This is a genomic window from Nocardia sp. NPDC057455 (assembly GCF_042802775.1).
Lineage (GTDB): Bacteria > Actinomycetota > Actinomycetes > Mycobacteriales > Mycobacteriaceae > Nocardia.
This window is the reverse complement of the sequence record NZ_JBHVDM010000099.1, coordinates 1-25,276: the sequence shown is the minus strand read 5'-3', so window position 1 is coordinate 25,276 and position 25,276 is coordinate 1. Positions and strand designations below refer to the sequence as shown.

General features: G+C 67.6%; 21 protein-coding genes and 2 tRNA genes. 15 read left to right on the top strand and 8 right to left on the bottom strand.

From position 1 onward, the window contains the following. Positions 1 to 2,553 (bottom strand): aminopeptidase N (gene pepN / locus ACFU5M_RS28940; RefSeq protein WP_379054058.1); only part of this gene is annotated, 2,553 nt, incomplete at its 3' end. 219 nt (positions 2,554 to 2,772) lie between these two features. Between pepN and ACFU5M_RS28935 the strand changes: the two genes are divergently transcribed. Further along, on the top strand, positions 2,773 to 3,609 hold the full coding sequence (locus ACFU5M_RS28935) for a phosphoribosylaminoimidazolesuccinocarboxamide synthase (RefSeq protein ID WP_379054057.1): 837 nt from the start codon (positions 2,773 to 2,775) through the stop codon (positions 3,607 to 3,609). Positions 3,610 to 3,612: 3 nt separating this feature from the next. Here ACFU5M_RS28935 and ACFU5M_RS28930 read toward each other — a convergent pair whose 3' ends face one another. The 4 genes from ACFU5M_RS28930 to ACFU5M_RS28915 all read right to left on the bottom strand — a co-directional run bounded on the left by ACFU5M_RS28930 (position 3,613) and on the right by ACFU5M_RS28915 (position 7,302). Further along, positions 3,613 to 4,089: an NUDIX domain-containing protein gene (locus ACFU5M_RS28930; RefSeq protein WP_379054056.1), complete on the bottom strand. Its 477-nt coding sequence runs from the start codon at positions 4,087 to 4,089 to the stop codon at positions 3,613 to 3,615. 207 nt (positions 4,090 to 4,296) lie between these two features. After that, positions 4,297 to 5,562, bottom strand: coding sequence for an RNA polymerase sigma factor (locus ACFU5M_RS28925; RefSeq protein WP_379054055.1), 1,266 nt, complete (start codon positions 5,560 to 5,562; stop codon positions 4,297 to 4,299). Further along, on the bottom strand, positions 5,559 to 5,960 hold the full coding sequence (locus ACFU5M_RS28920; protein ID WP_379054054.1) for a YciI family protein: 402 nt from the start codon (positions 5,958 to 5,960) through the stop codon (positions 5,559 to 5,561). Before ACFU5M_RS28920 ends, ACFU5M_RS28925 begins: the two co-directional genes overlap by 4 nt. Positions 5,961 to 6,069: 109 nt before the next feature. Further along, positions 6,070 to 7,302 carry an NAD(P)/FAD-dependent oxidoreductase gene (locus ACFU5M_RS28915; protein WP_379054053.1) on the bottom strand — a complete coding sequence of 411 codons (1,233 nt, stop codon included), beginning with the start codon at positions 7,300 to 7,302 and terminating at the stop codon, positions 6,070 to 6,072. Positions 7,303 to 7,481: 179 nt separating this feature from the next. Here ACFU5M_RS28915 and ACFU5M_RS28910 point away from each other — a divergent pair, with 179 nt between their 5' ends. Next, positions 7,482 to 8,123 carry a disulfide bond formation protein DsbA gene (locus ACFU5M_RS28910; RefSeq protein WP_379054052.1) on the top strand — a complete coding sequence of 214 codons (642 nt, stop codon included), beginning with the start codon at positions 7,482 to 7,484 and terminating at the stop codon, positions 8,121 to 8,123. A gap of 34 nt (positions 8,124 to 8,157) precedes the next feature. Here the strand turns inward: ACFU5M_RS28910 and ACFU5M_RS28905 are convergent, their stop codons facing one another. Next, a complete protein-coding gene (locus tag ACFU5M_RS28905; RefSeq protein ID WP_379054051.1) occupies positions 8,158 to 9,261 on the bottom strand; it encodes a M48 family metallopeptidase in 1,104 nt (367 codons plus the stop codon). 175 nt (positions 9,262 to 9,436) lie between these two features. Here ACFU5M_RS28905 and ACFU5M_RS28900 point away from each other — a divergent pair, with 175 nt between their 5' ends. After that, positions 9,437 to 9,910, top strand: a complete 474-nt coding sequence (locus ACFU5M_RS28900) for a ribose-5-phosphate isomerase (protein WP_379054050.1) — start codon at positions 9,437 to 9,439, stop codon at positions 9,908 to 9,910. Between the two features lie 23 nt (positions 9,911 to 9,933). Then, a complete protein-coding gene (locus ACFU5M_RS28895; protein ID WP_379054049.1) occupies positions 9,934 to 10,746 on the top strand; it encodes an Fpg/Nei family DNA glycosylase in 813 nt (270 codons plus the stop codon). Between the two features lie 26 nt (positions 10,747 to 10,772). Here the strand turns inward: ACFU5M_RS28895 and ACFU5M_RS28890 are convergent, their stop codons facing one another. After that, on the bottom strand, positions 10,773 to 11,723 hold the full coding sequence (locus ACFU5M_RS28890; protein ID WP_379054048.1) for a diguanylate cyclase domain-containing protein: 951 nt from the start codon (positions 11,721 to 11,723) through the stop codon (positions 10,773 to 10,775). Positions 11,724 to 12,635: 912 nt separating this feature from the next. Here ACFU5M_RS28890 and ACFU5M_RS28885 point away from each other — a divergent pair. Continuing rightward, positions 12,636 to 12,709: transfer RNA gene (locus tag ACFU5M_RS28885), tRNA-Gly, on the top strand. 47 nt (positions 12,710 to 12,756) lie between these two features. Then, positions 12,757 to 12,833 (top strand) — tRNA-Pro (locus ACFU5M_RS28880). Positions 12,834 to 13,195: 362 nt separating this feature from the next. Here the strand turns inward: ACFU5M_RS28880 and ACFU5M_RS28875 are convergent. Then, a complete protein-coding gene (locus ACFU5M_RS28875; protein WP_379054047.1) occupies positions 13,196 to 13,918 on the bottom strand; it encodes a MerR family transcriptional regulator in 723 nt (240 codons plus the stop codon). 267 nt (positions 13,919 to 14,185) lie between these two features. Between ACFU5M_RS28875 and ACFU5M_RS28870 the strand changes: the two genes are divergently transcribed. From ACFU5M_RS28870 to ACFU5M_RS28830, 9 genes are all read left to right on the top strand, one after another. Beyond that, the gene (locus ACFU5M_RS28870) at positions 14,186 to 14,638 is read left to right on the top strand and encodes a hypothetical protein (protein ID WP_379054046.1); all 453 of its coding nucleotides are present in this window, start codon (positions 14,186 to 14,188) and stop codon (positions 14,636 to 14,638) included. A gap of 50 nt (positions 14,639 to 14,688) precedes the next feature. Continuing rightward, a complete protein-coding gene (locus tag ACFU5M_RS28865) occupies positions 14,689 to 15,582 on the top strand; it encodes an ROK family protein (protein WP_379054045.1) in 894 nt (297 codons plus the stop codon). A 378-nt stretch (positions 15,583 to 15,960) separates the two neighbouring features. Next, the gene (locus ACFU5M_RS28860; protein ID WP_379054044.1) at positions 15,961 to 17,085 is read left to right on the top strand and encodes a GAF domain-containing protein; all 1,125 of its coding nucleotides are present in this window, start codon (positions 15,961 to 15,963) and stop codon (positions 17,083 to 17,085) included. Positions 17,086 to 17,152: 67 nt separating this feature from the next. Continuing rightward, entirely contained in the window at positions 17,153 to 18,157 is a 1,005-nt protein-coding gene (locus tag ACFU5M_RS28855; protein WP_379054043.1) for a conjugal transfer protein, read from the top strand. A gap of 16 nt (positions 18,158 to 18,173) precedes the next feature. Beyond that, entirely contained in the window at positions 18,174 to 18,434 is a 261-nt protein-coding gene (locus ACFU5M_RS28850; RefSeq protein WP_039796594.1) for a hypothetical protein, read from the top strand. After that, positions 18,431 to 18,976, top strand: coding sequence for a hypothetical protein (locus ACFU5M_RS28845; protein WP_379054042.1), 546 nt, complete (start codon positions 18,431 to 18,433; stop codon positions 18,974 to 18,976). The genes ACFU5M_RS28850 and ACFU5M_RS28845 overlap by 4 nt, the downstream gene beginning before the upstream one ends. Then, positions 18,976 to 21,501 carry an ATP-binding protein gene (locus ACFU5M_RS28840; protein WP_379054041.1) on the top strand — a complete coding sequence of 842 codons (2,526 nt, stop codon included), beginning with the start codon at positions 18,976 to 18,978 and terminating at the stop codon, positions 21,499 to 21,501. The genes ACFU5M_RS28845 and ACFU5M_RS28840 overlap by 1 nt, the downstream gene beginning before the upstream one ends. Before the next feature lie 179 nt (positions 21,502 to 21,680). Next, positions 21,681 to 23,963 carry a hypothetical protein gene (locus ACFU5M_RS28835; RefSeq protein WP_379054040.1) on the top strand — a complete coding sequence of 761 codons (2,283 nt, stop codon included), beginning with the start codon at positions 21,681 to 21,683 and terminating at the stop codon, positions 23,961 to 23,963. A gap of 57 nt (positions 23,964 to 24,020) precedes the next feature. Continuing rightward, on the top strand, positions 24,021 to 24,911 hold the full coding sequence (locus tag ACFU5M_RS28830) for a hypothetical protein (protein ID WP_379054039.1): 891 nt from the start codon (positions 24,021 to 24,023) through the stop codon (positions 24,909 to 24,911). The last annotated feature ends 365 nt before the right edge of the window (positions 24,912 to 25,276 follow it).

The following is a 25,276-nucleotide window of genomic DNA, read 5'->3' as shown; positions in this document are numbered from 1 at the left end:
CAGCGAGCGTTCGATGCCCGCCTTACCCTCGCTGACCAGGCGGCGCAGCGCCGGAGGGTGCTCGCCGTCCAGGAACTTGTCCGCGACGGCCACCGCGTCCTCGCTGATCGCCCAGTGCGGGTAGAGACCGATCACCACGGTCTGGGCGACCTCACTGGAGCGACGCTCCCAGACGCCGGGAACCTCGGCGAAATACCGCTCCACGTAGGACGTGAGCAGCTCACCCTGTCCGGCGGGCGCGAAGCCGCCGACGATCGAGCGGGCGGTGATGTTGGGCACCGAGTCGTCGCCCATCACCGTCGCCCACGCCTGCTCCTTCACCTCGGCGATCGGCCGCGCCGTCGCCGCGGCGGCCGCCTGCCGCTTGCCCGCCGCGGTCGGGTCGTTGGACAGCTCTTGGTCGATGACCGGCGAGTCCAGCCCGTCGGCATCGACCTCGCCCGCCGCGGCGAGCGCGGAGAGAAGCCGCCAGCGCAGGTCGGTGTCGACGACAAGTCCGGGCAGCCCGACCTTCTCCGGATCGCCGTCGAGCAGTTCGCGCAGCACCTCGCTGTGCCAGGCCGACAGCTTCGCGCCGGTCAGCGCGTTGACGAACGCGAGCTGGTGGTCGGAGCCCGCTTCGGCTTCGCGCGCCAGTTCCAGCAGCCGGTTCGCGTATTCCGGCCAGCCGGTGGCCGCTGCCCATTCCGGATCGGCGTAGCTGCTCAGCGCGGTGTTGGCTTGCATCAGCAGCCGCTGCACCACACCGATCTCGGTCTCGGCGCCCACGCCGCGCTCGACCAGCGCGACGAACTCGCGGGCGCGGAACTCGGCTTGGCGGGTCATCTCCCAGGCCGCCGACCAGGCCAGCGTGCGCGGCAGCGGTTCCGCGATGTCGGCGATGCGATTGACCAGCACGTCGAGCGAATCGGCGTCGAGCCGGATCGAGCAGTAGGTGAGATCGTCGTCGTTGACCAGCACGAACCTGCCGCGCGGCACACCGACCAGCTCGGGCACCTCGGTCCGGTCGGCGGCGTCGAGGTCGAGCTCGACGCGCTTCGTGCGCACCAGTTTTCCGTCTTGGTCGTCGTACACGCCGATGGCCAGACGGTGCACGCGCCGCTCACCGGCGCCGGGCTGCGCGCCTTCCTGCACCACCGCGAAGGAGCTGAACTTCCCCTCGGCGTCCACCTCGAAGTCCGGGCGCAAAATGTTCAGCCCCGTGGTCTTGAGCCACTGCGCGCCCCAGGTGGACAGATCGCGACCGGAGGACTTCTCCAGCGCCGACAGCAGGTCGTCGAAGGTGGCGTTGCCGTAGGCGTGATCGGCGAAGTACGCGCGCAGACCGGCCAGGAACGGTTCCAGGCCGACGTAGGCGACGAGCTGCTTGAGGACGCTGGCGCCCTTGGCGTAGGTGATGCCGTCGAAGTTCACCTCGACCGCGGCGAGATCGGGGATGTCCGCGGCGATCGGGTGGGTGGAGGGCAGCTGGTCCTGCCGGTAGGCCCAGGACTTCTCCACGTTCGCGAAGGTGGTCCACGCGCTGGTGTATTCGGTGGCTTCGGACTGGCACAGCACCGACGCGAAGGTGGCGAACGACTCGTTCAGCCACAGATCGTCCCACCACTTCATGGTGACCAGGTCGCCGAACCACATGTGCGCCATCTCGTGCAGCACGGTCTCGGCGCGGCGCTCGTAGGACGCCCGGGTGACCTTGGACCGGAAGACGTAATCCTCCAGGAAGGTCACCGCGCCCGCGTTCTCCATCGCGCCCGCGTTGAACTCGGGGACGAACAGCTGGTCGTACTTGCCGAACGCGTACGGCACGCCGAAGTTCCGGTGGTAGAAGCCGAAACCCTGCTTGGTCTCGGTGAACAGCCGCTCGGCGTCCATGTACTCGGCCAGCGAGGCGCGGCAGTAGATGCCCAGCGGGATGTTGCCGTGCTCGTCGGTGTAGACGTCGGTCCATCGCGCGTACGGGCCCGCGATGAGCGCGACCAGGTAGGTGCTCATCTTCGGGGTGGTGCGGAAGACGTGCCTGCCCGGCTCCGGCGCGAGCGTCTGCACGACGGCGGCGTTGGAGATGACCTGCCAGTTCGCCGGTGCGGTGACGGCGAGGTCGAAGGTGGCTTTGAGGTCGGGCTGGTCGAAGCAGGCGAACATCCGCTTGGCATCGGCGGTTTCGAACTGCGAGTACAGGTACACGGCGTCGTCGGCGGGATCGACGAACCGGTGCAGGCCCTCGCCGGTGTGCGAGTACTCGCAGTCGGCTTCCACCACCAGCTCGTTGTGCTCGGCCAGGCCGGTCAGCGTGATCCCGGTCGACTCGTCGTAGCCGGAGACGTCCAGGGCGGTGCCGTTGAGCACCGCGGAGCGCACGCCGCGCGCCACGATGTCGATGAACGTGCTCGCGCCCGGCGTCGCGGTGAAGGTCACGGTGCTGCGCGAGAAGAAGGTCTGCTCGCCCGGTTCGCCCGCGCCGTCGGTGAGGTCCAGCTCGACGCGGTAGTTCTCGACCGACACTGTCGCGGCGCGTTCGATCGCTTGGTCGCGAGTGAGATTGGGTGCGGACATAAGGCTCCTTCGGGGTCGAAGAACTGGCACGGGCGACACCCACAATGCCACCTCGGCGTGGCGGCCCGCGCGGGACTTTCCCGACCGGCCCCGATGTCCGGGGGCCTTTGCGCGCCGGCTTGGCGGCGCGACGCGGACGGCGCGACGGCCGTGCTCGGAGGCGGCGGTATTGTGCCTGGTACAGCGCAGGTGCACCATCACGGATTCGGAGGCTCGACGTTGAAGCATGTGCACGCCGGGAAGGTGCGTGACCTGTACGAGGACGGCGACACGCTGTTGCTGGTCGCCTCCGACCGGGTGTCGGTGTACGACGTGGTGCTGCCGACGCCGATCCCGGACAAGGGCGCACTGCTGACGCAGCTGTCGAATTGGTGGTTCGAGTACTTCGCCGACGTGCCCAACCACGTAATCTCCGCGACCGACGTGCCCGCCGAGTTCGCCGGTCGCGGTATCCGGGTCAAGCCGCTGAAGATGGTTCAGGTGGAGTGCATCGCGCGCGGTTACCTGACCGGGTCGGGGCTGGTGGAGTACCGGCGGACGGGCTCGGTGTCCGGTGTCGCGCTGCCGCCCGGCCTGCGCGAGGGCGACAAGCTGCCGGAGCCGATCTTCACACCGACCACCAAAGCGTCCGAGGGGCACGACGAGTCGATCACCTTCGCGGACGTGGTGCACCAGGAGGGGCGCGAGGTCGCCGACCGGCTGCGCGAGCTGACCTTGCACCTCTACGCCCGCGGGGCCGCGCACGCCGCCGAACGTGGTGTCATCGTCGCCGACACCAAGGTCGAATTCGGCTGGGATGGTGATGTGCTCACCCTCGGCGACGAAGTGCTCACTTCCGACTCCTCGCGTTTCTGGCCCGCCGACGAGTGGGAGCCGGGCCGCGCGCAGCGTTCGTTCGACAAGCAGTTCGTTCGCGATTGGTCCACCTCCACGGGCTGGAACAAGGAGGCGCCCGGCCCGGAGATCCCGGCCGATGTCGTCGCGGCGACGCGCCAGAAGTATGTGGAAGCCTACGAACTCATCACCGGCAGGGCCTGGGCGGGCGCGCCGCGGTAACGCTCAGTCGGTGAGCAGCTCGGCCAGGCGGTCCACACAGGGCCGCTGGCCGGCCACCATTTTGTCGCGTGCGGTGGCCGTGTCGAACCACTGCGCGCGGTCGATCTCCGGGAACTCCGCGAACCGGCCGGAGCGCGGCGGCCATTCCAGCTCGAAGGTTCCAGGCACGACGGCGGCGGGGTCGAGATCGCCTTCGACGGCCCAGACGGTGAGAATCTTCTTGCCGCTGCTGTAGCGCACCTCGCCCAGGGGCCGCCACGTGCCGTCCGGGACCGGCAGTCCGAGTTCCTCGGTGAACTCACGGCTCGCCGCGGAGCGTGCGTCCTCCGTCTCCGGTTCGTACTCGCCTTTCGGGATCGACCACGCGCCCAGATCTTTTCGCGCCCAGAACGGACCACCCATATGTCCGAGCAAAACCTCGACGGCGCCGTCGGAGTTCCGGCGGAAGAGAAGGACTCCCGCACTGTGTTTGCCTGCCACACCGCGTAGTCTGCCCCGTTACGATCGCCCGCGCGTGCTCGCCCGCCGCTGCCCGGCGCGCCGCCCGCAGTAGCCGCTTCCCAGGACCACTCGGCATCACTGTGCACTGTTCCTGCCAATCGTTGCGAGCCAGCGCGGACATCCGTGCCGAGCTGCCCGGGTCGCAACCCACGGACGGTGAATACCCGAAGCGCTGCGGCACCTGGCTCACCCGGTGAGATCCGCACGCGCTTCGTGGCGCAGCCGCGCCGCGCGGATCGTGAGGTAGTCGCGTTCGGGGACGCTCGTCGTGCGCGCGGCGGCCTTGGTGTAGCAACCGATGGCCGCGTCCACCGCACCGGCCACCTCGTGCAGGTGACCGCGTACGGCGTCGAGCCGGTGGGTTCCCGGCAGCCGGTCGTCGAGGGCCTCGGCCAGTGCGAGACCGGCTTCCGGCCCCGCAACCATCGCCGTCGCCACCGCGCGGTTGAGCGTCACCATCGGATTGTCCGAGAGCTGTTCGAGCCGGTCGTACAGCGCCAGGATCTTGGTCCACTCGGTGTCCTCGGAACGCGCGGCCTGCGCGTGCAGGACCGCTATGGCCGCCTGGATCTGATAGGGGCCACGCAGGCCGCCCGCCAGGGTGCCGGTGACGAGCGTCGTTCCTTCGGTGATCAGCGCCCGATCCCACCGCGCGCGATCCTGCTCGGCCAGCGGGATCAGTTCGCCGTGCGGGCCGGTGCGCGCCGCGCGCCGGGCGTCGGTGAGCAGCATCAACGCGAGCAGGCCGGTGACCTCGGGGTCGTCGGGCAGCAGCCGGTGCACCGCCCTGGTGAGCCGGATCGCTTCGTCGGACAGGTCCGTCCGCTGCAATGTGGGCCCCGAGCTGCTGGTATGACCTTCGTTGAAGATCAGGTACACCACGTGCAGGACCGCATCGAGCCGCTCCCGCCACCACTGGTCACCCGGCTGAGCGAAGGGCCGCTCGACCGTGGCCAGCTTCTTCTTCGCCCGAGTGATCCGTTGCGCCATCGTCGCTTCCGGCAAGAGGAAGGCGCGGGCGATCTGGTCGGTGCCCAGGCCGCCCACCGCGCGCAGCGTCAGCGCGATGGCGGCGGCGGGTGACAGTGCCGGGTGACAGCACAGGAACAGCGTGGTCAGCGTGTCGTCGTGGTCCACCGGGACGGCGTCGGACACTTCGCGATCGAACGCCGTGGTTTCCCTGCGCCGACGGGCCACCTCGGCACGCACGGCGTCCGCCATGCGGCGCTGCGCGACTTGGATCAGCCACGCCCGCGGATTGTCCGGCAGGCCCTCACGCGGCCACTGGGTCGCGGCGGCCAGCAGCGCTTCCTGCAGCGCGTCCTCGGCGGTGTCGAAGTCGCCGAACCGGCGGACGAGCGTTCCGAGGACCTGCGGCGCCAATGCGCGCAGCAGGTCCTCGGTGCTCGCCGGGAGCGGTGTGTCGTCGGGCACCGCACGCCGGTCGCTCATTGCTCGGTGGCGGGGGCGCCCATCACCGCGCGAACTTCGATGTACTCGCCGATCGGTTTACCGCCCGGGCCGGGTGCGGCGGAGGCCTGCGCGGCGATCTCGTAGGCCCGTTCGGGGCTGTCCACGTCGACGATCCAGTACCCCGCCAGGAACTCCTTGGTCTCCGGGAAAGGCCCGTCGGTGACCACCGGCGCCGACCGGCCGTCGGAACTGACGATCCGCGCCTCGTCCGGCCCGGCCAACCCCTGCGCGTCCACCAGCTCGCCCGCCTCGGCCAACTGCGCACCCAGCGCGCGCTGGAAGTCTATGTGCGCTCGGATCTCTTCCGGGGACCATTCGTTGATCGGAGTGTCGCAGTACGCGGTGGCCCGGTGGGTCTTCAGCAGCATGTACTTCATGATTCGTGTCCTCTTTTCCGGCGTTCGGCCGCGTGGAGCGCCCCGGTGGCGCTCATGAGGAGGTCGGAGCCCCGCGCGCGGATTCGACCCATCTTGTCGGTGATCCACATCACAGCGAGGTGGTGGTGTCGGCCAGCCGGTCCGGGTCGACCGGGTCGCCCGCGAGAATCAGTTCCTTGATCCGGTCGGTCACGTCCCAGACGTTGACGTTCATCCCGGCGAGCACCCGATTGCCGGAGTCCAGCCAGAACGCCACGAACTCACGGGCCGCCGTATCGCCGCGCACGACGACTCGGGCGTATTCGCCCGGCACGGCGTACCCGGTGTACTCCATGCCCAGGTCGTATTGGTCGGTGAAGAAGTAGGGCAGCCGATCGTAGGCGGCCTGCTCGCCGAGCATGGTCGCGGCGGCGACCGCGGGCTGGTTGAGCGCGTTCGCCCAATGCTCCACCCGGATCCGCCTGCCGAGGACCGGATGCTGCTGCGCCGCGATGTCACCGACCGCGACGATGTCCGGATCGCTGGTGGCCAGGCGCTCGTCGACGAGCACGCCGTCGTCCACCGCGAGCCCGCCGTCGGCGGCCAGATCGACGTTGGGGCGTGCGCCGACAGCGACCAGTACCGCGTCGGCGTCGATCGTGCTGCCGTCCGCGAGCCGGACGCCGTTGGCGACGTCGGTCGCGATGGCCTCCTCGGTGGTGATCGCGTCGACTTGGGCGCCGAACCGGAAATCGACCCCGTTGGCACGGTGCAGGTCGGCGAACACCTGGGCCATCTTCGGGCCGAGCACCGCAAGCAGCGGCAGGTCGGCGCGTTCGACGACGGTCACCTCGACGCCGGCCGAGCGCGCCGCCGCCGCGACCTCCAGACCGATCCAGCCCGCTCCGATGATGACGATCCGGCGCGCGCTGCCGAACAGTTCGATCAAGGTGTCGGAATCCTCGATGGTCCGCAACGTGTACACGTTGGGCGCGTCGGCGCCCGGAATCGACAGCGTCCGCGGCGTAGAGCCGGTGGCCAGTGCGAGCTTGTCGTAGGGCACGGTCGAGTCGTCGGGCAGGGTGATCGTCTTCGCCGCGGGGTCGAGTCCGGTGACGGTGGTGCCGAGGCGGACTTCGACATGATGGTCGCGGTACCACTGCGCGGGAACGACGATGAACTCGGGCAGCGCCTTCTTCCCGGCGAGATGCTCCTTCGACAGCGGCGGCCGCTCGTAGGGCAGGTGCTCCTCGGCCCCGATCAGCGTCACGGTTCCCTGGAAGTCCTTGGCTCGCAACGTTTCCGCGATCTTGGCCGCGCCCAGCCCACCGCCGACGATGACGAAACGCCGGTCAGAACTCATCGCGGACTCCTTCTCCGAAGGGAACCAAGCTCCTGCCGATCAACCCTACTGGCAGCCGTGCGCGTGGCTCGGGAAAACGGCCCGGCGGATGGGAACGAATCGCGAGCCGCCGTGGTTGCTCGGTAGGGCGGCCGAGTGTGTGCGCCGTCCGTCCGCATGTGATCGAGAGGAAGCCGCCCGTGACCGACAAAGCCGCCAAGGACGTCGCCGATTTCTGGTTCGACCCGCTGTGCCCGTGGTGCTGGATCACGTCCCGCTGGATTCTCGAGGTCGAGCAGGTTCGTGACATCGAAGCCCGCTTCCACGTGATGAGCCTGTCGGTGCTGAACGAGGGCAAGGACGTCTCCCCGCAGTACCAGGAATTGCTCGCCACGGGCTGGGGCCCGGTCCGCGTCGCGATCGCCGCGGCGCAGGAGCACGGCGACAAGGTCCTGCTGCCGCTGTACACCGCGATGGGCACGCGCATCCACAACCGGCGTGCCGAGTACGAGCGCGAGAGCCGCAAGGAGAGCCTCGCCGCGGTGATCGCCGACTCGCTCGCGGAAGTGGGCCTGCCCGCCGAACTGGCCGCGGCTGCCGAGAGCACCGATTACGACGAGGCGCTGCGCAAGAGCCACCACGAGGGCATGGACAAGGTGGGGCCGGATGTCGGCACTCCGACCATCCACATCAACGGGACCGCGTTCTTCGGCCCGGTCCTGTCCCGGATCCCGCGCGGCGAGGAAGCGGGCAAGCTCTGGGACGGCGCCGTGGCGCTGGCGTCCTACCCGCACTTCTTCGAGCTGAAGCGCACCCGGACGGAGGATCCGTCGTTCGACTGAGCACTGTGCGCGGGTGCCGCCGTGCGGCGCCCGGTCACAGCACGGACTTCGGCGGGCTCGCCGGTACCTGACCGTAGGAACTCGCGTAGCCGTTCGCGGGCACTCCGGCACCCGCGGGCGGCGCGGGGCGCAGGAACAGTTTTCCGTGCCTGCTGCGATCGCGCAGCGCCCACATCCGCCAGGTGAGCACCGGATGGCTGGACAAAGCGTTCACCATCCAGACGAAGAATCCCTTCTCGACCACCGCCCGATCGGCCATCTCGTCGAAGCCGACCAGCCTGTTCATGTACTTGCCCGCGGCCAGGGTGCCCATGGCGGCGGACGCCCCGGTGTGCCGGTTGCAGAAACCGTGGTTGTCGGCGGTGTACTCCTGCGCGCGGATCAGGCTGTTGCCGATGATCGGCAGGAACGGCACGAGGAACATGCCCAGCTGCCGCCAATACGACGTGTGCCCGGCCGCGATGTGGCCGACCTCGTGCCCGATGATGAACGCCAGCGCGTCGGGTTCGCGTGCCGCGCCACCGATCTCGAACAGGTCGCTGTAGACCACCACGTAGCGCCGGAAGCCGTGTCCGCTGGCGAACGCGTTGATCTGGCCGTTGCCGAGCACCACGTACGCGTCCGGCACCTTCGCCATGCCGAAGCGAGCGGCGGCGTCCACCACCATCTGGTAGCCCTCGGGGAACTGGGTCGGCGACATTCGTACGCCGTTGACCCGCTGGCCCGCGTAGTTGATGCCGCGGCCGAACCACAGCAACAGCGGAGCGGCCGCGAACGCCAGCACGTACTGGTCGAAGTTGCCGGTCGCTAGCAGCGCCAGCGCGATCAGGTACGCGAACACGGTCAGCACCACCACGACGACGAGCATCGGGATCTCCCAGCTGTGCCGGGCGGGCATGCCGAAGGGCGACAGACCGCGGGGCTGCCGCTGCGGCGGCGCGGGCGGCGGCGCCGGAACGCCGGGGTAGGACCCGTATGGCGCCGGATATGCGGGAGCGGCCGGATACGAGCCCGAGGTGTACGGCCGGCCGTAGGGTGCGGCGGGCGTGTCCTGAGCCGGGACCCACCCGCCCTGCTGGGCATATGGGTCGGCCTGTCGGCCCGCCTGGTCGGGCGGCTGGGGTTCGAACGGCTGCATGGGATGAACTCTATTCAGTTGCCGGGAACGGGGCTGGCGCGTCGGTCGGGTGCCGGGCCCGGTGGCCGCGAACACGACTGGCGTATCGGTCGATTCGCGCAGGCCCCCCGCGGTGTCGATCGCCGGGGATGCCCTCTTGCCGCCCGCGCCGAGGCCGCCTGACACAATGCCTGCCATGCGCGTTTACCTGGGTGCCGATCATGCCGGTTTCGAACTGAAGAATCACGTCAAGGCCCATCTGGAGCAGGCGGGCCACGAGGTCGTCGACTGCGGCGCCCTCGAGTACGACGCGCTCGACGACTACCCCGCCTTCTGCATCGAGGCGGCCCGCCGGACGGTGGCCGACCCGGGCAGCCTCGGTCTGGTGTTCGGCGGCAGCGGCAACGGCGAGCAGATCGCCGCGAACAAGGTGCCCGGTGCCCGCTGCGCGCTGGCCTGGAGCGTGGAGACCGCGAAGCTGGCCCGTGAGCACAACAACGCGCAACTGATCGGCATCGGCGGCCGCATGCATTCGACCGAGGAAGCGCTGGCCATCGTGGACGCGTTCGTCGCCACCTCATGGTCGGACGAGGAGCGCCACCAGCGGCGCATCGACATCTTGGCCGAGTACGAGAAGACCGGCGTCCCCCCGGCGGTTCCCGCGTACTGAGCGCACGGAGGTCGTAGCCGGCTGTGCCGGAAGGACATACGCTGCACCGTCTCGCGCGGTTGCATCAGCGTCGCCTCGCGGGCGGTGTGGTGCGCGTGTCGAGCCCGCAGGGCAAGTTCGCCGCGGGCGCGGCCCGAGTGGACGGGCAGGTGCTCAGGAAATCCGAGGCGTGGGGCAAACATCTGCTGCACTACTACGACTCGGGCTTGGTCGTGCACGTGCATCTGGGCCTGTACGGCAGCTTCACCGAAGCCGAGTTGCCGATGGGCGAGCCGGTCGGCCAGGTCAGGATGCGCATGTTCGGGGGTGCGGACGGGCGGCCGGGCTTCGCCACCGACCTGCGCGGGCCCGCCGCGTGCGAGATCCTGTTGCCGCCGGAGGTCGCGGCGCTCACCGACCGGCTCGGCCCGGACCCGCTGCGCCGCGGCGCCGACCCAGACCGGGCGTGGCGGCGCATCCATCGCTCCCGCAGGCCGATCGGCGCGCTGCTGATGGACCAGCAGGTGGTCGCCGGGGTCGGTAACGTCTACCGCGCGGAACTGTTGTTCCGGCATCGGATCTCGCCGCATCGCCCCGGCACGGGATTGTCCGCAGGCGAATGGGCGCGGATGTGGTCCGATCTCGTCGCGCTGATGCGGGTGGGGGTGCGCGTCGGGAAGATGGTCGTGGTGCGGCCCGAAGATGATCACGGCGAGCCCTCGTACGCCACGGATCGTCCGCGCACCTACGTCTACCGCCGCCAGGGCGCCCCCTGCCGGCTGTGCGGGACCCCGATCGCCCATCAGGTGATGGAGGCCCGAAATCTCTTCTGGTGCCCCACCTGTCAGCCCGGCTGACCCGGACCGGCCGCCGGTCGCCCGGGTCAGCCTGCGACGGCGGTGTCGATGTCCGGCTCGTCCGCGAGGGCGAAGCGCCGGCCGCCGGCCGTCTTCGCGGAGTACATCGCGCGGTCGGCTCGGCGCAGCAGATCGGTGAAATCGACCGGGCTGCCCGGCGGGCTGTAGGCGGTGCCGACGCTGGCCGACACGGGAACGGGCCCCGCCGACGACCAGACCGGGTCACGCAAGGCGGCCACGATCCGATGTGCGAGGTCGCCGAGGTTGTTGTGGCGCGGGTTGGTCGCGAGCACGAACTCGTCGCCGCCGTACCGGCAGATCACCGTGTCCGGCGGGCAGGCTTCGCGCAGCCTGCCGGCCAGTTCGACCAGCACCTCGTCGCCGATCGCATGTCCGTACCCGTCGTTGATCTGCTTGAACCGGTCCAGGTCGATCAGCAGCAGTCCGACGCCGCGGGTCGGGTCGGTGGCCATCAGGCGCACCTTGTCCTGCAGCAGCGTCCGGTTGGCCAGGTCGGTGAGCGCGTCGTGGGTGGCCTCGTGGCGCAGCCGGTGCTGCAACGCGGCGATCTCCTGCACCCGCAGCGACACCTTCGCCGACAGGTTCTGCTCCTGCTGGGCGAGGGCGCGCTCCTGCAGCGCCTGGGCGTAACTGTCGATGGCCTGGCTGGCGATGAACGGCCAGCGTGTGGCTACCAGGGAACCTGGCGCACCGGAGGGGAAACCGAGCAGCCAGCGCGTGGCCTGCGCCAGCATCCGTATCCGGTCGAACGGCGCCTCGGCGAGCCGGGCGCCGAGCATCCGTGCTTCGGGCACCGGGAAAGGCTCGGACCTGGCGAGCCTGAGCAAGCGCTCGACGATCTCGATCAGCGCCGGTTCCAACTGCTGGGGCGCCGCGCCCGAACCGGGCTCGGCGCAGACCGCACGGGCCCAGGCTCGGGCCATGCTGGCTACCGGGGGCTCGATGTCGGTCGACATCGGACTCACCCGGTGTGGGTGACGTCGGTACCGAGGTGCCCTGTAGTCACACAGGTGCCGGCGTCACCTTGATCGTTCCCACTGCTACGCGGTTGTGTCCACCTGGTTCGGCGCACGCTCACCGCCCCCTTTCCAGATACCCCCGTCCGGCAAAAAGGATCCTAGCAAGCCACTCGGCATCGAAAAGGGCCGATTTGCAACGTGTTCTCGATGCCTCGCGAATGGCGATCGGGTATGTGATCGTTCCCGTCGCGTTGGTGTTACACCCGATTCCCGTTCGCTGCAAAATCGCGCCGCGACGCGCTGGCGACACGCTGTGGGGGGTGCGCGGAGAGCGGCGCGCGAGTGCAGGCGACGGCCCGGCCCGGCCTGGCGCCGACTGCTTCACGAGAATCTGTTCTCGCACGCGACCTCCTCGTCTTCCCTGTCGAGTTCGGAATGGGTGTGCGGAGTGTTCCCGGGGTAGCCGTCCACCCGGGGTTGCTGTGCGATCGGCCGAGGGTTCGCGGGATGGACCTCGTCTCGGGGTGTGCCACGTCGAGACGCTCCCGGCGGCGCGGCCGTGACTCGGTGACACGCCGAGCGTGTCGACCGTGGCGGCGAGTCGTGCGGTCCTCATCGGAATCCCTCGAGCGATGTTCCTGGAGTGACAAGTGTGTCATTCGAGTTTCGCCCACCGGAATCCGACACGCCAGAGTTTCAATGAAAAACACCCTTTAAAATTTTTGGCGAGCGCGTCACCGTGTACCGCAGGGCCCGCCGTGCGACACTGGGCGCGGCAACCCTGGAGCGCTCCGGTGGGCAACCTGCGAGATCGCGCTGCGCGGGGGGCTGATTGGCGTTTCGGAAGCAGGGTTCGGTACAGTCGGATCGCACACGACATCGTGGCGATCCCATCGGTGTCGTATGCCTGCGGGTGTAGTTCAATGGTAGAACCTCAGCCTTCCAAGCTGATGGTGCGGGTTCGATTCCCGTCACCCGCTCCACGGAGCATTCATCCTCGTCGGCGGCCGCCCCGCCGCCGCGAGGGCCACGGGGTGTAGCGCAGCTTGGTAGCGCATCCGCTTTGGGAGCGGAGGGTCGCAGGTTCAAATCCTGTCACCCCGACCATCGTTCGGGGGCGGGATTCGTCCTCGGGTCTCGTCGGTAGCGGCGGCAGCTCCGCCGTCTCTGGATCGGTATACCTACGCATCCCAGCGCGTTTCGCCCGTGTCGGAGGGCGGTCAGGGTGGACGCGCGGGGTCGAGGGAGATGTGCCGCGTCGCCGTCGAGGTATCTTGCGGCAACTCCTCGGCACTGTTCATACGTAGGTATGTTCGGCGATTCGCCGGCCGTCGTGTTCGATGCACCGGAACTGGGCTACAAGTCATTCGCCCGCGGCGACTGTTCGAAAAGCCCGAATGCGAATGTCTACGTAAGTATTCGACAGTGTCGGGTGGAAATAAGGAAGCGGTCGGTTCGCGACCGCGTCATCACTGCTCGACTTGTGCCTGAGGGCTGGAGGCCACCGTGGACGGCGGCAGTTCGGAGTGCCGCGCGAACGCCTGGTCGATCAGTTCGGAGGTGGCGCGGGTGACGATCAGCCGGGCGATCGCCAGGTCGGTCTCCAGCTTGGTGCGGTCCCGCGGAGTCCGCGCGGATTCCTCATAGGTCTGCCCGGCGAGGCGGTAGAACAATTCGGTGGCGAAGCGGTCGGCGATGCGGTCGCAGTCGGCGCGCAGGCGTTCGACCAACTGGAACGTGTCCTGCATCGGCAGCCCGGTGTCGGTCAGCCGGGTGGCCAGGTCGCAGCACCGCGGATTCGTGACCCGGTAAGCCTCGAGTGGGTCCTCGCTGGAGGCCAGCGCCTGCTTGGCGTATTCCGGCAACTCGGCGTAGCTGTCTTGTGGCTCGGTGGTGGCTTCCGAATCCGGTTCGGCCGCGCTCGCGTTCTTGACGCCGAGTACGTCGGCAAGTCCGTCGCCGCGGTCCCAGGCTTCCAGCAACTCCCTGATCCCGTTCAGCTTCATACCCCGCCCGAGCAGGCGGCTGATCGTTTGCAGGCGGTTGAGGTGGTCCGACCCGTAGTACCCGATCCGCCCGCGCACCTCCGGCGAGGGCAGGAGACCTCGCTCGTGATACACGCGGACGCTGCGCACGGTGGTGTCGGCTGCCCGTGCCAGTTCGTCGATCGTGAATTCAGAGTCTGCAGCCATGTTTAAAAGGAAACCATAGTCGGGCCTCCGTGGAAAATGGTCCGTTTCATAACGTGCCGTTAAAGACGGTAGCTGGGTGTTGCTTCAAGGTCAACGAGCCGTTACATAGCGGTACAAGAGGTTGTGTGCTGGGCAACAGTGGGCTACCGTGCGTAGACCAGCTTATCGCGGCTGGGTTCCGGGGACTGTTGAGCAGCCCTGATGACCGTCCGATCCATGGGCCACGCACCTGCCAGAGGTGTGTGCTCGGCATCCCCGGAGATGGCTATGAGCATTATGCGAACCCTTCCGATGGACACGGGATCCATTGCGTCAGCAAAGGTCTCGTCGATTCCGGCAAAGTCGAACCAGCGGCCCCCGTGCGCCGACGTCCCGGACAACTGGGACATGGACACCGGGAATCCGGATGCCTGGCGAGCAGCGGTGCGCACCTGTCAGAGTTGCCCCTTGCTCGCACAGTGCCAGCAGTTGGCGCAGGCGCTCACCACTCGCGGTGACGGTCCTCGCGCGATGATCTGGGCCGGTGTCGCCTATGACAACTCCGGCGGCGTCATCGAGAACCTGGACCGCCACCGTGCCGCGCCGATAGATCACAAGCGACCTATGCGGATCATCCGCACCGGACCGCGTCCGCTGCGCACCGTATCCACTCTTCCCGCGCCCCGACGGCACATCGTGCTCGGGCAGCCCCTCAAGCCGACCGGCACCGACGGTCTGTGACTATGCTGCGTGCAGTTTTCCGAGTCGAGTCCTTCGGTGGTGCGTAACTCATGACAGTGCTGGCATTGGAGATCGGGGCGTCGGGGTTCGCCGCGAGCCGGATCGCAGACGATGTCGACACCGACGACATCCGGAGGATTCCGATTCCGGCGGCGGGCGCCTGGGCCAAATGCCAGGAACTGCTGCTCGAGGTCGCGGGCGGGGCCGAGGTCACCGATCTCGGCATCGCTTCGGCCGGGCCGATCGATATGGCGGCCGGGGTGATCGCCCCCTCCGATGTTCCGGAGTGGCGGACCGGTTTCGGCATCGTGGAAGCCGCGCGCAAGCTGTTTCCGAAAGCGCGGGTTCCCCTTGCGCTCGATGGCGTCTGTCTCGCGCTGGCGGAGCGAAATTTCGGCTCGACCGGCGGAGTGATGGACAGCCTGGTGCTCGGCGTCTCCGAACGCATCACCGGCGGGGTCGCCGTCGGCGGCTTCGTCGTGGTGGGGCGGACCGGGAACGCCGGGCACGTAGGTCATGTCCTGGTTCCCGGCTTCGACGAAAGGTGCGACTGCGGCGGACGCGGGTGCTTGGAGGCGGTCGCCGGTGGCCTGGCCATGGTGCGCTGGGCTCGGGAGCAGGGCTGGGCGGGTGCTACGGTGCCGGAATTGCTGGATGCTGCCCGCGTGGGCGAGGACATTCCCGCCGCGGCGCTCGGCCGGGCCGGCACGGCGCTCGGCCGGGCGATCGCCTCGGTGGCGGCGCTGCTCGACCTCGACCTCGTCGTGCTCGGGGGCTCGCTCGCCGAAGCGGGGCCGGCACTGTGGAAACCGCTCGGCGAGGCGGTGGCCACCCACGCCAGGCTGAGCTTCCTGCCCGGATTGCGGGTCGTTCCTTCGCAGCTCGGCGATGTCGCGACGATTATGGGCGCGGGTGTGCTCGCTTTGTCCGGGATGACTGCCTGATCAATCACGCAGTGGCGTAATGCGCTGATTATGAACGAGATCGGGTCGCGCGTTGCATTAGCCAGATGGATGCCGTAGGCCTTGTCCTGCGGCACTCGCTGATCTTGTACGCCGGTTTGCGCTCGATGTGCCGTTGCGCTGCGCGCCGGTCGAGGAGGACTTCTCCCGAACTTAACTTGAACAAAATGAACACGCCTACGCGTGTCTCGTGAACGTGTTGCAGACTTCGTGGGAACGGGCGGCGATGTCGCAGGTTGATTGAGCCGCTAAATAACGGTACATTGCCTGAGTCACAAGATGTCTCATCCGGGTTGAGGCGGACCCGGAGGAACGGCTGGTCGGGCAAGTGCGAAGCGAAGTGGCGCAGTGATTCCATGGGTGACTATCGAGACGTTGGCGCCGGACGGCATGTCCGTGGCGTCGGTGGGGGATGCACCGCGTGAGTTCGCGAGCTGGCAGCGGGTTTTGCAGCGAACGCTGTCCAAGATGCCCGCACTGTACGACAAGCTCACGACCGCGGCGCTGACCGAGGCCATCCATACCGCGCACGACCAAGCGCAGGACGTGGATCTGGCCGTTCAGACGCGCGCGGGAAGGCATCAACTGCTCATCCGCCCCATCTTCGGCCCGGCGGGTGACGTGCACGCGGTACGGCTGTGGCTCGGCCCCGCGTCCGAGCGGGTGCCCGCGTCGCGCCCGGCGGTGGGCGCCATCTGGGACCTGAGCAGTCAGACCATCCAGCAGCCGAGCGGCATCACACGGCTGTCCGGCAGTACCGCGGAGCAATACGTCCCGAGGATGTCGATCGCCGAACTGTTCCATCGGGTGTCGAGCTTCGACCGGCACGCGGAGATGCTCGATCTGCTCTACGACCCCAAGCCCGGTGAGCGGATGCAATTCGACACCACGGTGATGCACGGATTCGGCCGCCCGGCTCAGTGGCGGATCACCATTCGCGCCCGCGACGACGAGCGCACGCGCGGCGCCTGGTGGTTGATCGAGGACGTGACGTCGGAGAACGCGCCGTCGGCGTGGCCGACCCTGGAGCGCATCGGGTTGCGCGAGGCGCACCGCCGAGCGGGTACGCATCTGGCCGTGGTGCAGCTCGAGCACACCAGCATTTCGCACTGGCTCACCGATCCCGCGCCGTGGGTTCGGTGGGACTATCTCTTCCGGCCCGTCGACGTGTTCCATCCCGAGGACCGGGTCCGATTGGCGGAACTCGCCGACCGGCTGCGGTCGGGCGACAGCTGCGGCGTGACGTTGCGGGTACTCAACTACGGCGGCGGTTACACGCCCACCTCACTGCTCCTGTACCCCTATCCCGGGTACTCCAGCAGACAACTGGCGATCGCCCAGTTGGTCCGGGTCGCCGACGACGTTCCGTTGCTGGAAACCCATCGCCAGGTGCTCGAGCCGCGACAGCGCAGCGCGCCGATCGGCTATGACGAACAATTGCGGCATTGGCTGGCGGGCAGGATGAAAAGCAGCCCGGCCTGCTGACGATTGATTCCCACGACTGGGAACTACCGGCCGGTTAACAACGTCTGTGCTCTCTACCATTTCGAGAGTGAGGACAGTGGTTCGTGGACCGGCAGATTCGGGTGAGGCACTGCTTCGCCGGATGGCCGCCCGCCGCCGTCGCGACAACATTGTGGTCGCCGTACTGGCGGTACTCGCCGTACTCGGCGGCGGCCACGCGATTCTCAGTGTCTTCGACTCGCCTCCGCCTCCGCCGTCCGACGCTTCGACGACGGCAATTGTCGGGCGCGCGCAATTGGCCGGCTCTTTCGCCGAGCAGTTCGTCGTCACATATCTGACTGCCGTTGCGGGACAACAGGATCGGATCGGCGAATTCGTCGGCTCCAATCAGCAGATCACCTTGCCTTCGTCCGCGCGTCAGGTGTCCGACCCGTCGGTCGCCTATGTGTCGCGTGTGGTCTCGACGGGTGCGGTCGATGTCTGGTCGGTGACGGTGTCGGTGCGAGTCGGCAAAGCCGGCGCCGCCGCCGCACCGGATCATCGGCAGTTCTACCGCGTCGCGGTGTCGGTGTCGGATGGACGGCTGCGTGCGTTGTCGACGCCGGCGGTGGTCCAGCCTCCGGCGAAGGGCGTCGATCTCAAGCTGGCCTACGGCGCGCCCTGCGCACCGGACACTCCGCTCGGCCAGGTCGCCGCGGGTTTCTTGAGCGCCATGCTGGCCGGAAACGGCGACGTGGCCCGCTACACCACTCCGGATGCCGGGCTGGCCGCATTGAAGCCGCCTCCCTTCACCTCGGTCGAGCTGACCTCGCTCACCACGGACGATTCGAGCTGCGGTTCCGGCGGTGCGAAAGCTCAAGTGCTGGCCACCGTCAACCCCAAAGCCGACACCGGCGCCGCCGCGACACTGGCCTACCCGCTCACCATGATCCGCAACGCGGGCCAGTGGCAGGTGGTGTCCATAGATCCGATTCCCGCCTTGTCGAGCCCGCTGGCGGTGGTCGTCGGTCAAGATTCGCGCGGCGGAGCGCCGCCCACTTCGACCTCGTCTTCCTCGCCGTCGGTGACGATTCCGCCGGCGACGCAGAACTGATCCGAGAGGCAGCCCGATGGGTAATCTGAGCAACATCCTCTATGGCATCCTGATCTTTGTCCGGTGGGGCGGGATGATCATCATCGCCATCGTCACGATCGGCGTGGTGATTTCCGAGGCGGCGAAATCCAGGCTTTCGCCCGCGAGGATCATCGTCGTCTTCGGGTCGGGGTTGATGGCTGGGGTGGTGATCTGGATTCTGCCTACGACCATCAATTACGCGCGAACGGACGCCAACCTCATCGTCCCCGATCACCCTATCGGTGGGTATCGATGACCCAAGTGATCAAGGTGTTCACGCCGATCAAACGTGTGCCCACGATGATCGGCAAGGCGCAGAACGGGCAGAAACTTCCGTTCGGCCCCTACACCCTGCCCCAAGTCGCCGCCGCCGTGGTGATGATGTCGGTGACATCGGTGTGCGCGATGGCCTTCCCGGTCAATCCGGCCGTCACCTTCATCGCGGGTCTGGCGATGACCATCCTCGCGGTCTTCGTACTCGGACTCGTGCCCTACACCGGGGTCCGGATGACCTCTCGCGCCTGGTGGCTGGGCAGGCTCGTCGTCTACCGCAAGCCGGTGTCCGCCTCCGGCATGCCGATCACCGGTGACTCGGTGCGCCACACCATGTTCATCGAGGAAACGGTGGTCCTCCTGCTGCCCGACCGCCGAGACGCGGCGGTGGCCGCCGAGCCGAAGTCCGGTGTCCGGCTGCTCGAGGTGATGAGCGGGGGCGGCAAGGCGACCGACCTGTGGCGGCGGCTGAACGGTAACGGCAACGGCGACAGCGACGGCCCGGATCTCGGAGGACGCCCCTGATGGCACTAGGACGAGATCTCCAGCCCACCGCGGCGATTCGCGGCAATCTCCAGTTCACCCATTCCGGCTTGGTCACCGCCACCTACTTCATCAATCCGCTCGGCTATGGACTGCGCAAGGCGAGCGACAAGTACGACGTGAAGATGGCGCACCACGCGCTGGTCACCAGCTTGCCGAGCGGCTCGCTGCTGCTGGGCATCCAGGCGCGGCTCAACACGATCGACGTGCTCACCAAGATGGTGGAGGGCGTCGACCTGGACGAGTGCGAGGACTACGCCGACGAGGTGGTCGCCTCCTACGAGCGCGTGCACGCGATCATGCCGCAGACCCGCATCTTCCTGCTGTCCATTCCGGTGGGAGCCAGCAACTCCAGCATGTCGGCCTTGTCGCGCCTGTGGCGCGGCAGCACCACCACCGTCGATGCGACGGCGATCTCCCGTGCCGACCTGGACGAGTACGACGACAAGGCCAACGAGATCCTGTCCAGGATCGGCGGTGACTTCGACCCGGTGCCGGTGCCCGCGGCCTTGTTCCAATGGCTCTGGGAGCACTACCTCTCGCGCGGCGCGGCCGGGGACCCGGTGGCGCCCACCCGAGCGGGCGCGCTCGACGACGCGACAGCAGCGGTGTTCCGCTCCGCCGCGCTCGACGAGGGAGCCCAGGCCGACAGCAACCGGCGTATCCGGCCGTCGTTCGTCCCCGTGATCAAGGTGGTGCAACCAGATTTCGAGTACCGCCCGTCGTATCAGGCAATGCTGACGCCCCACTCGTTCCCCTACGCGGGCATGACGTTTCCCGGCGGCAGTGAGTTCCTCAACGTGCTGGAGGGCCTCGGTGACGTCACCGTGGACTGGGGCATGCGGATCTCGACCAAACCCGCCGAATTGGTGCTCAAGAACAACGAACTCAGCTTGCGCAGGCTGGGCGAGCAGATGGATCAGCGCGACCAGGAGGTCTCGTTCGCGCAGAACACGCTCGCTTCGAAAGCGCAGATGCTCGGGGAATACAACCATCATTTCGAAGTCAACGGCGGTGAATCGGAGGTCTCGTTCACCACTGTGATCGCCATCGGCGGACCCTCGCGCGACGCCACGATGGACGCGGTCAACACACTCAAGCGTCGCTACAAGCGGTTCCAGGTCGACATGACCGCTCCGGTCGGCGCGCAAGTCGACCTGTGGTCGATGCTGATCCCCGGTAGCCCGCCGCGCCGGGCTTTCGATGACTTCGCACATATCGTCCCCTCGGACATGTGGGCCGGCTTCGTACCGTTCACCACCAGTCAGATCGGTGACGACAGCGGGCCGGTGATCGGGGTCAACCTGCTGTCCGGCCATTTCGAGCCGATCCACTTCGGCATCATGGAGGCCGCGCTGCACGACCTGTCCGCCTCGTTCGCGGTGACCGGCGAACTCGGTTCGGGCAAGTCGTATTTCCTCAAGCTGATGGCGGTGCTCGTACACGACATGGGCGGCCAGTTCCTCGCCATCGACCGCAGTCAGGTCGGCGAATGGGAGCATTTCGCCCAGTCGATCGACGACGCGGTCATCATCGACCTGGCCAATCCCACAGTGTCGCTCGATCCACTGCGGTTGTTCAGCCCCCGGATCGCGGGCGAACGTGCACTGGACTCGATTCTTCCGCTGCTGGATCTGTCACCGACCTCAGGCGCCGGCGCCGCGGCGAGCAACCTGCTCTCCCCGAGAGGCATGGCCGAGCACAAGATCAAAAGCCTGCTCGATCTGTTCCATGTCGTGCGCCGGTTACGAGAGCACCCCGAGCGCGGGGAGGAGTACGCCGATCTCGCAGCGCGGCTCGGGACCGTGGTAGAACGGGTTCCGGTGCTGTTCGATCCCGAGCTGCGACCGCTGCGCCTCGATGCCGCCGCGACCGTCGTGCGCAGCCACCACCTGCAACTGCCCACCGCCGAGGAACTCACCACCCCGCACCTGTACAACCGGTTGCCGCTGACCAAACGGCTCGGCACCGCGCTGTACGAACTGGTCGGCGTCGCGGCGCGGGAGGCATTCCTCTCCGACAACGGCAGATTCGGCCTGCTGGTCGGCGACGAGGCGCACCACTTCACGCAGACGCAGGTCGGCTCGGCGGTCACCTCGGATTTCAGCCGCGACGGCCGTAAGCACCTGGCGGCGATCGGGCTGGCCTCGCACGACCCGGCCACCGACTTCCAGGGCGCGGCGCACAACCTCATCCCGAACCGGTTCGTCTTCCGCCAGCGCGACGAGACGCTGGCGCGCAACAGCTTGGAGTGGCTGGGCGTGGATCTGGACGAAGCGCCGTTCCTGTTGCAGATCCTCCGGGAGGAGACCTCGCCGCCGGTCGGACCCGGCCGCCAGATTCCCGAGGAGCGTCGAGGCGAGATGTTCATGCGTGACGCGCTGAACCGCATCGGTCGCGGCAAAGTCCTTGGTCCGGCGCGCTCGGACCGGGCCGCGGCGATCACCAGCACCCCGACCAGCGTCAGCGGCACGCGTTCGGTTCTGCCGGAGCGATCGGTACGCTGATGAGATCTTTGCGCGCCTCCGGCATTCGGAAAGATCAGCCTTCCTTCGGGATGCCCTGGGAACCGCAATTCTGGGATACAGAACGTTGGCGGCCGCAGGTAGCATTCCAACGGTTCCGGACCTGGGTCGCCGCGTCTCGTCGTCGCCGCCGGATCGCCTGGATCCTCATCGCGCTCTTCGTGCTGTTCGTGTTCCCGGGCTTCATCCATGCGGTATCCATCGCGCAGAACGGCACATTGGCGCAGACCTCCGCACCCAACAGTGCGACCAGCTGGATGAATATCAAAGACTCCCACGGAGTCAATGTCTCGAGCTATACGTTCGTCACCGATCGCGGCGGAGTGCTCAATCCGGGGAATATGTTGCTGTGGGGGCTGCTGATCATCGTCTTCGTGCCGTGGCTGACCTTGGTGACGGCCGGGCTCTGGCTCCCCGATCAGACGCTGGATTTCCGCTGGATGAACCTGTTCAGTGCGCCGTTGCGAGGGATGGCGACGAACGTCACGGCGCAAATCGCGACGCCGTTGATGGCGGCGACGGCGGTGGCGATCGGCGCGTTCTTCGTCGGGTATTTCATTGTGCGCGGTTACCATGCCAAGGCCGCGTGGCAAGTCATCATGATGGTGATCGTCGCGATCGGCGGGACGGTATTCCTGGCCGATCCGCTGTCCGAAGCCCTGTCCGACCACGGATTGCTGGTACAGGGACGAGATCTGGGGCTGTCGGTCGCCGCGGGGTTGAACGGGAACAGCAACCCGAATCCGAATCAGTTGCTTCCCACCCTGCAGACGAGTATGGCGGACAATTTCGCACGCCTGCCATTGCAGGTGTGGAACTTCGGGCACGTCGTGGACAAGAACCCCTCCTGCCGGGCGATGTGGACGGCCGGCATGATGGCCGGTGACGAAGACCGGGTGAAGAACGGGTTGAAATCGTGCGGCGACGGCGCCGCGTACGCCGCGTCCCAGAATCCGAGCATCGGCCAGATCGGAGCCGGTCTGCTGTTGCTGCTGTGCGCGATAATTCTCCTGGCCTTCGCCGCGTACTTGTCCATCAAGATCATGTGGGCGGTCCTCGATCTCGTCTACTACGGGTTCATGACGATCTTCGGATTCGCCGCGGGTGGATACATCTATGGTCCGACGCAGACGTTCACCGTCCGTTGCGTGGTGCACGGCTTCATGTCCGCCGGGAAGATGGCATTCTTCGTGATCTTCCTCGGCTTCTACGAGCTGTTCTTGGGCAGTCTGTTCCGATCGGCGGGCGACCAGGTCATGGTGGTCTTCGTCATCGGTGCGGGCGTGGAAGTCATCGCCATCGTGCAGTTGCGCCGCATCAGCAGGAATTTCGACGAGGCGAACGATTGGGTGGTCAACCGCATCGGTGCGGCGATACAGTCCGGTGTGGCCGGGCAGGGCGCCGGCGCCGGCGCCGGTAGCCCACTCGGTATGGGGTTGGGAATGGGCAACTCGGGTGCGGCGAACTCGATGACCCCGCTCGCCATGATCGGCGCGCTCAGCACCCTCAACAGCTCGCCGGTCACCGCATGGCTCGCGGGCGGGCGCCTCAACCCGTTGAATCCCTTCTCGCGAGTGGATCAGATCGATAAGCGGAACAAGGCGAGAAGCCTGAAGACGCGGGACCTGAGAGAGGCCGCGCACGGTAATCTGTACGACCGCGTGTCCGCCGCTGATGTCGCGCGGTCCGGCATAGCCAGGTCCCGGTCGCGCCGCGGTAGTGAACGAGCCGCCGCCTTCGCCGCGGAGAACGTCGCGCACGTGACAGGCATGATGGGCGGTGTGCAGTCCTCGCTCCGGATGGCAGGTTTCGGCTGGATGCGAGGGCAACAGGCGACCATCGCGCGAGCGGATATCATCCGGCACGCCGACGACGAGCCGTTGGCCTCCAAGCACCTCGGACGCGTCCTCGCTGCCCACAAACACTTCGAGCGGGACTACCTGAATCCGGAATGGGCCAGACCTCGGTTGTACGGACTGGAGGCCAGTGTGGCGCGGTACCGAGGCGACTATCCCGGCGGTGTCCGGATTTCGGACGACCTCCGTGCACTCGGGCAGGAGTACATCGACAACCCGACCAAGCAATGGGTCCAAGCATTGCAAGCCCATGTGGACGGCCCGATCACCGATGCCGCGGCTCCGAGACTCAGGATGAACGGTGCGGACTTGAGTCAGGTGGACGCGGATCGATTGAGGAGCTGGATCGCGAACGAGCACGCGCTTCGGGTGCAAGCGGCCACCAGGTGGGTGTCCGAGGATCCGACCGACTTCGAACGGATTCGTGTGCTCCGGTCGGAAATCGATAAGGCCGCCCAGACTGACCAGTGGCAGGCGCAACGGCATACGACGGGTGTGGTCTCGCTTCCGCAGCCGAACCCGGCGCAGCCGCTGCAGCCGATCCCGGCCAACTTGCTCGACCAGTTCAGAAATGTCCGGGGCCGCTGATAGGCCTCGGCGTTCCCGGCATCGGGCGACGGTTCGGACTTCACAGAAAGGTACTCGATGATCGGACGTCTGTGGACGCTCATGGTGTTGCCGTTCTGGATATGGCTGATGCTCGGAGCCGTGGGCGTCGTGTCCGTGGTGCTGGTGGCCGTGGTGCTGATCATCGGCGGCGCGACCTCGGCGATCGCCTCCGACCTGCACTATCAGTGCGACAGCGCGGTAGGGCCCGACCCCTCTGTGACCGTGACTCCCACTCGTGCCGCGACGGCGGCACGGCCGACCGCACCGAGGACGACCGCGGCCGGGGTGACCACCGCTCCCACCACGAATCCGTACGCGGAACTGACCATCGCACCGGACGACACCAGCGCCTCCGATTGGCTGCGTTCCTGCTCCACAGCGATGAAATTCGCACCGCGTCAAGATCCTCCCTTGCTGACCGGTAATTCGGGCATCGGCGCGGAGTGCGCACGCCTGCTCGCGCTGGCGCGGCTGACCGGGAGCGGAGCCCGCAACGGCTCCGGTGGCCACGAAGACGCCGCGGATTTCACCAGATCGGTGATCTACCAGGCTTCGGCCGCGCAAACGACGGGTCGATGCGCGACCACCGAGGGCACGGTGGCGCAGCCGTCGGCTGCGGAGGGCGCGGGGCAATCGAGCGGTTCGGCGCGGCGGGCATGCGGAGAGCTCGGCGACGCGTCGGTCGTCGTGCTGCCGAGCACCCTCGCCGCACAAGGTGCGTGTGGTCACCGGGTGGATCCCGCCGCGGTCTCGGCGGGCGACCTGGTGTTCTGGAATTTTCGGAACAACGCGCCGACCCAGGTCGGCATCGCGGTCAGCGACACCAGGCTCGTCACCACCGGGGCGACGACCGGTGGATTGGTCGAACTGCCCATCCCGAGCGCGAACGACGTGCGGGTGAAGCGAGTGCTCGGCAATGGGATGTGATGAGTAAGCGATGCCGCCAACAGAAGTAGAGCCTCAGATAGAGACCGGCGAGGATCCCGAGGCGCCGCCGGGGCCGGTGACGCCGTGGTCGAACCGGACGGATCAACAGCGGCCGCGGCCGGGTGGGGTGCCGGGTCAGCCTGGCAATCCGCCTCCTGGACCGGGACAGTCCGGCTCTCCCGGGCCGGGCCAGTCGGGGGCCGGTCAGCCGAATGGTGACGGTGGGCCCGGTGTTCCGGGTTCGTCTCAGCCGGGTCCGGGTCAGGCGGGTTCGTCGGGTGTGCCGGCTCAGGCGTCGGGTGTGCCTGGTCAGTCTGTGCCTGGTCAGGTGGTGCCGGGTGAGGGTGTGCCGGGTGGTGTGGTGG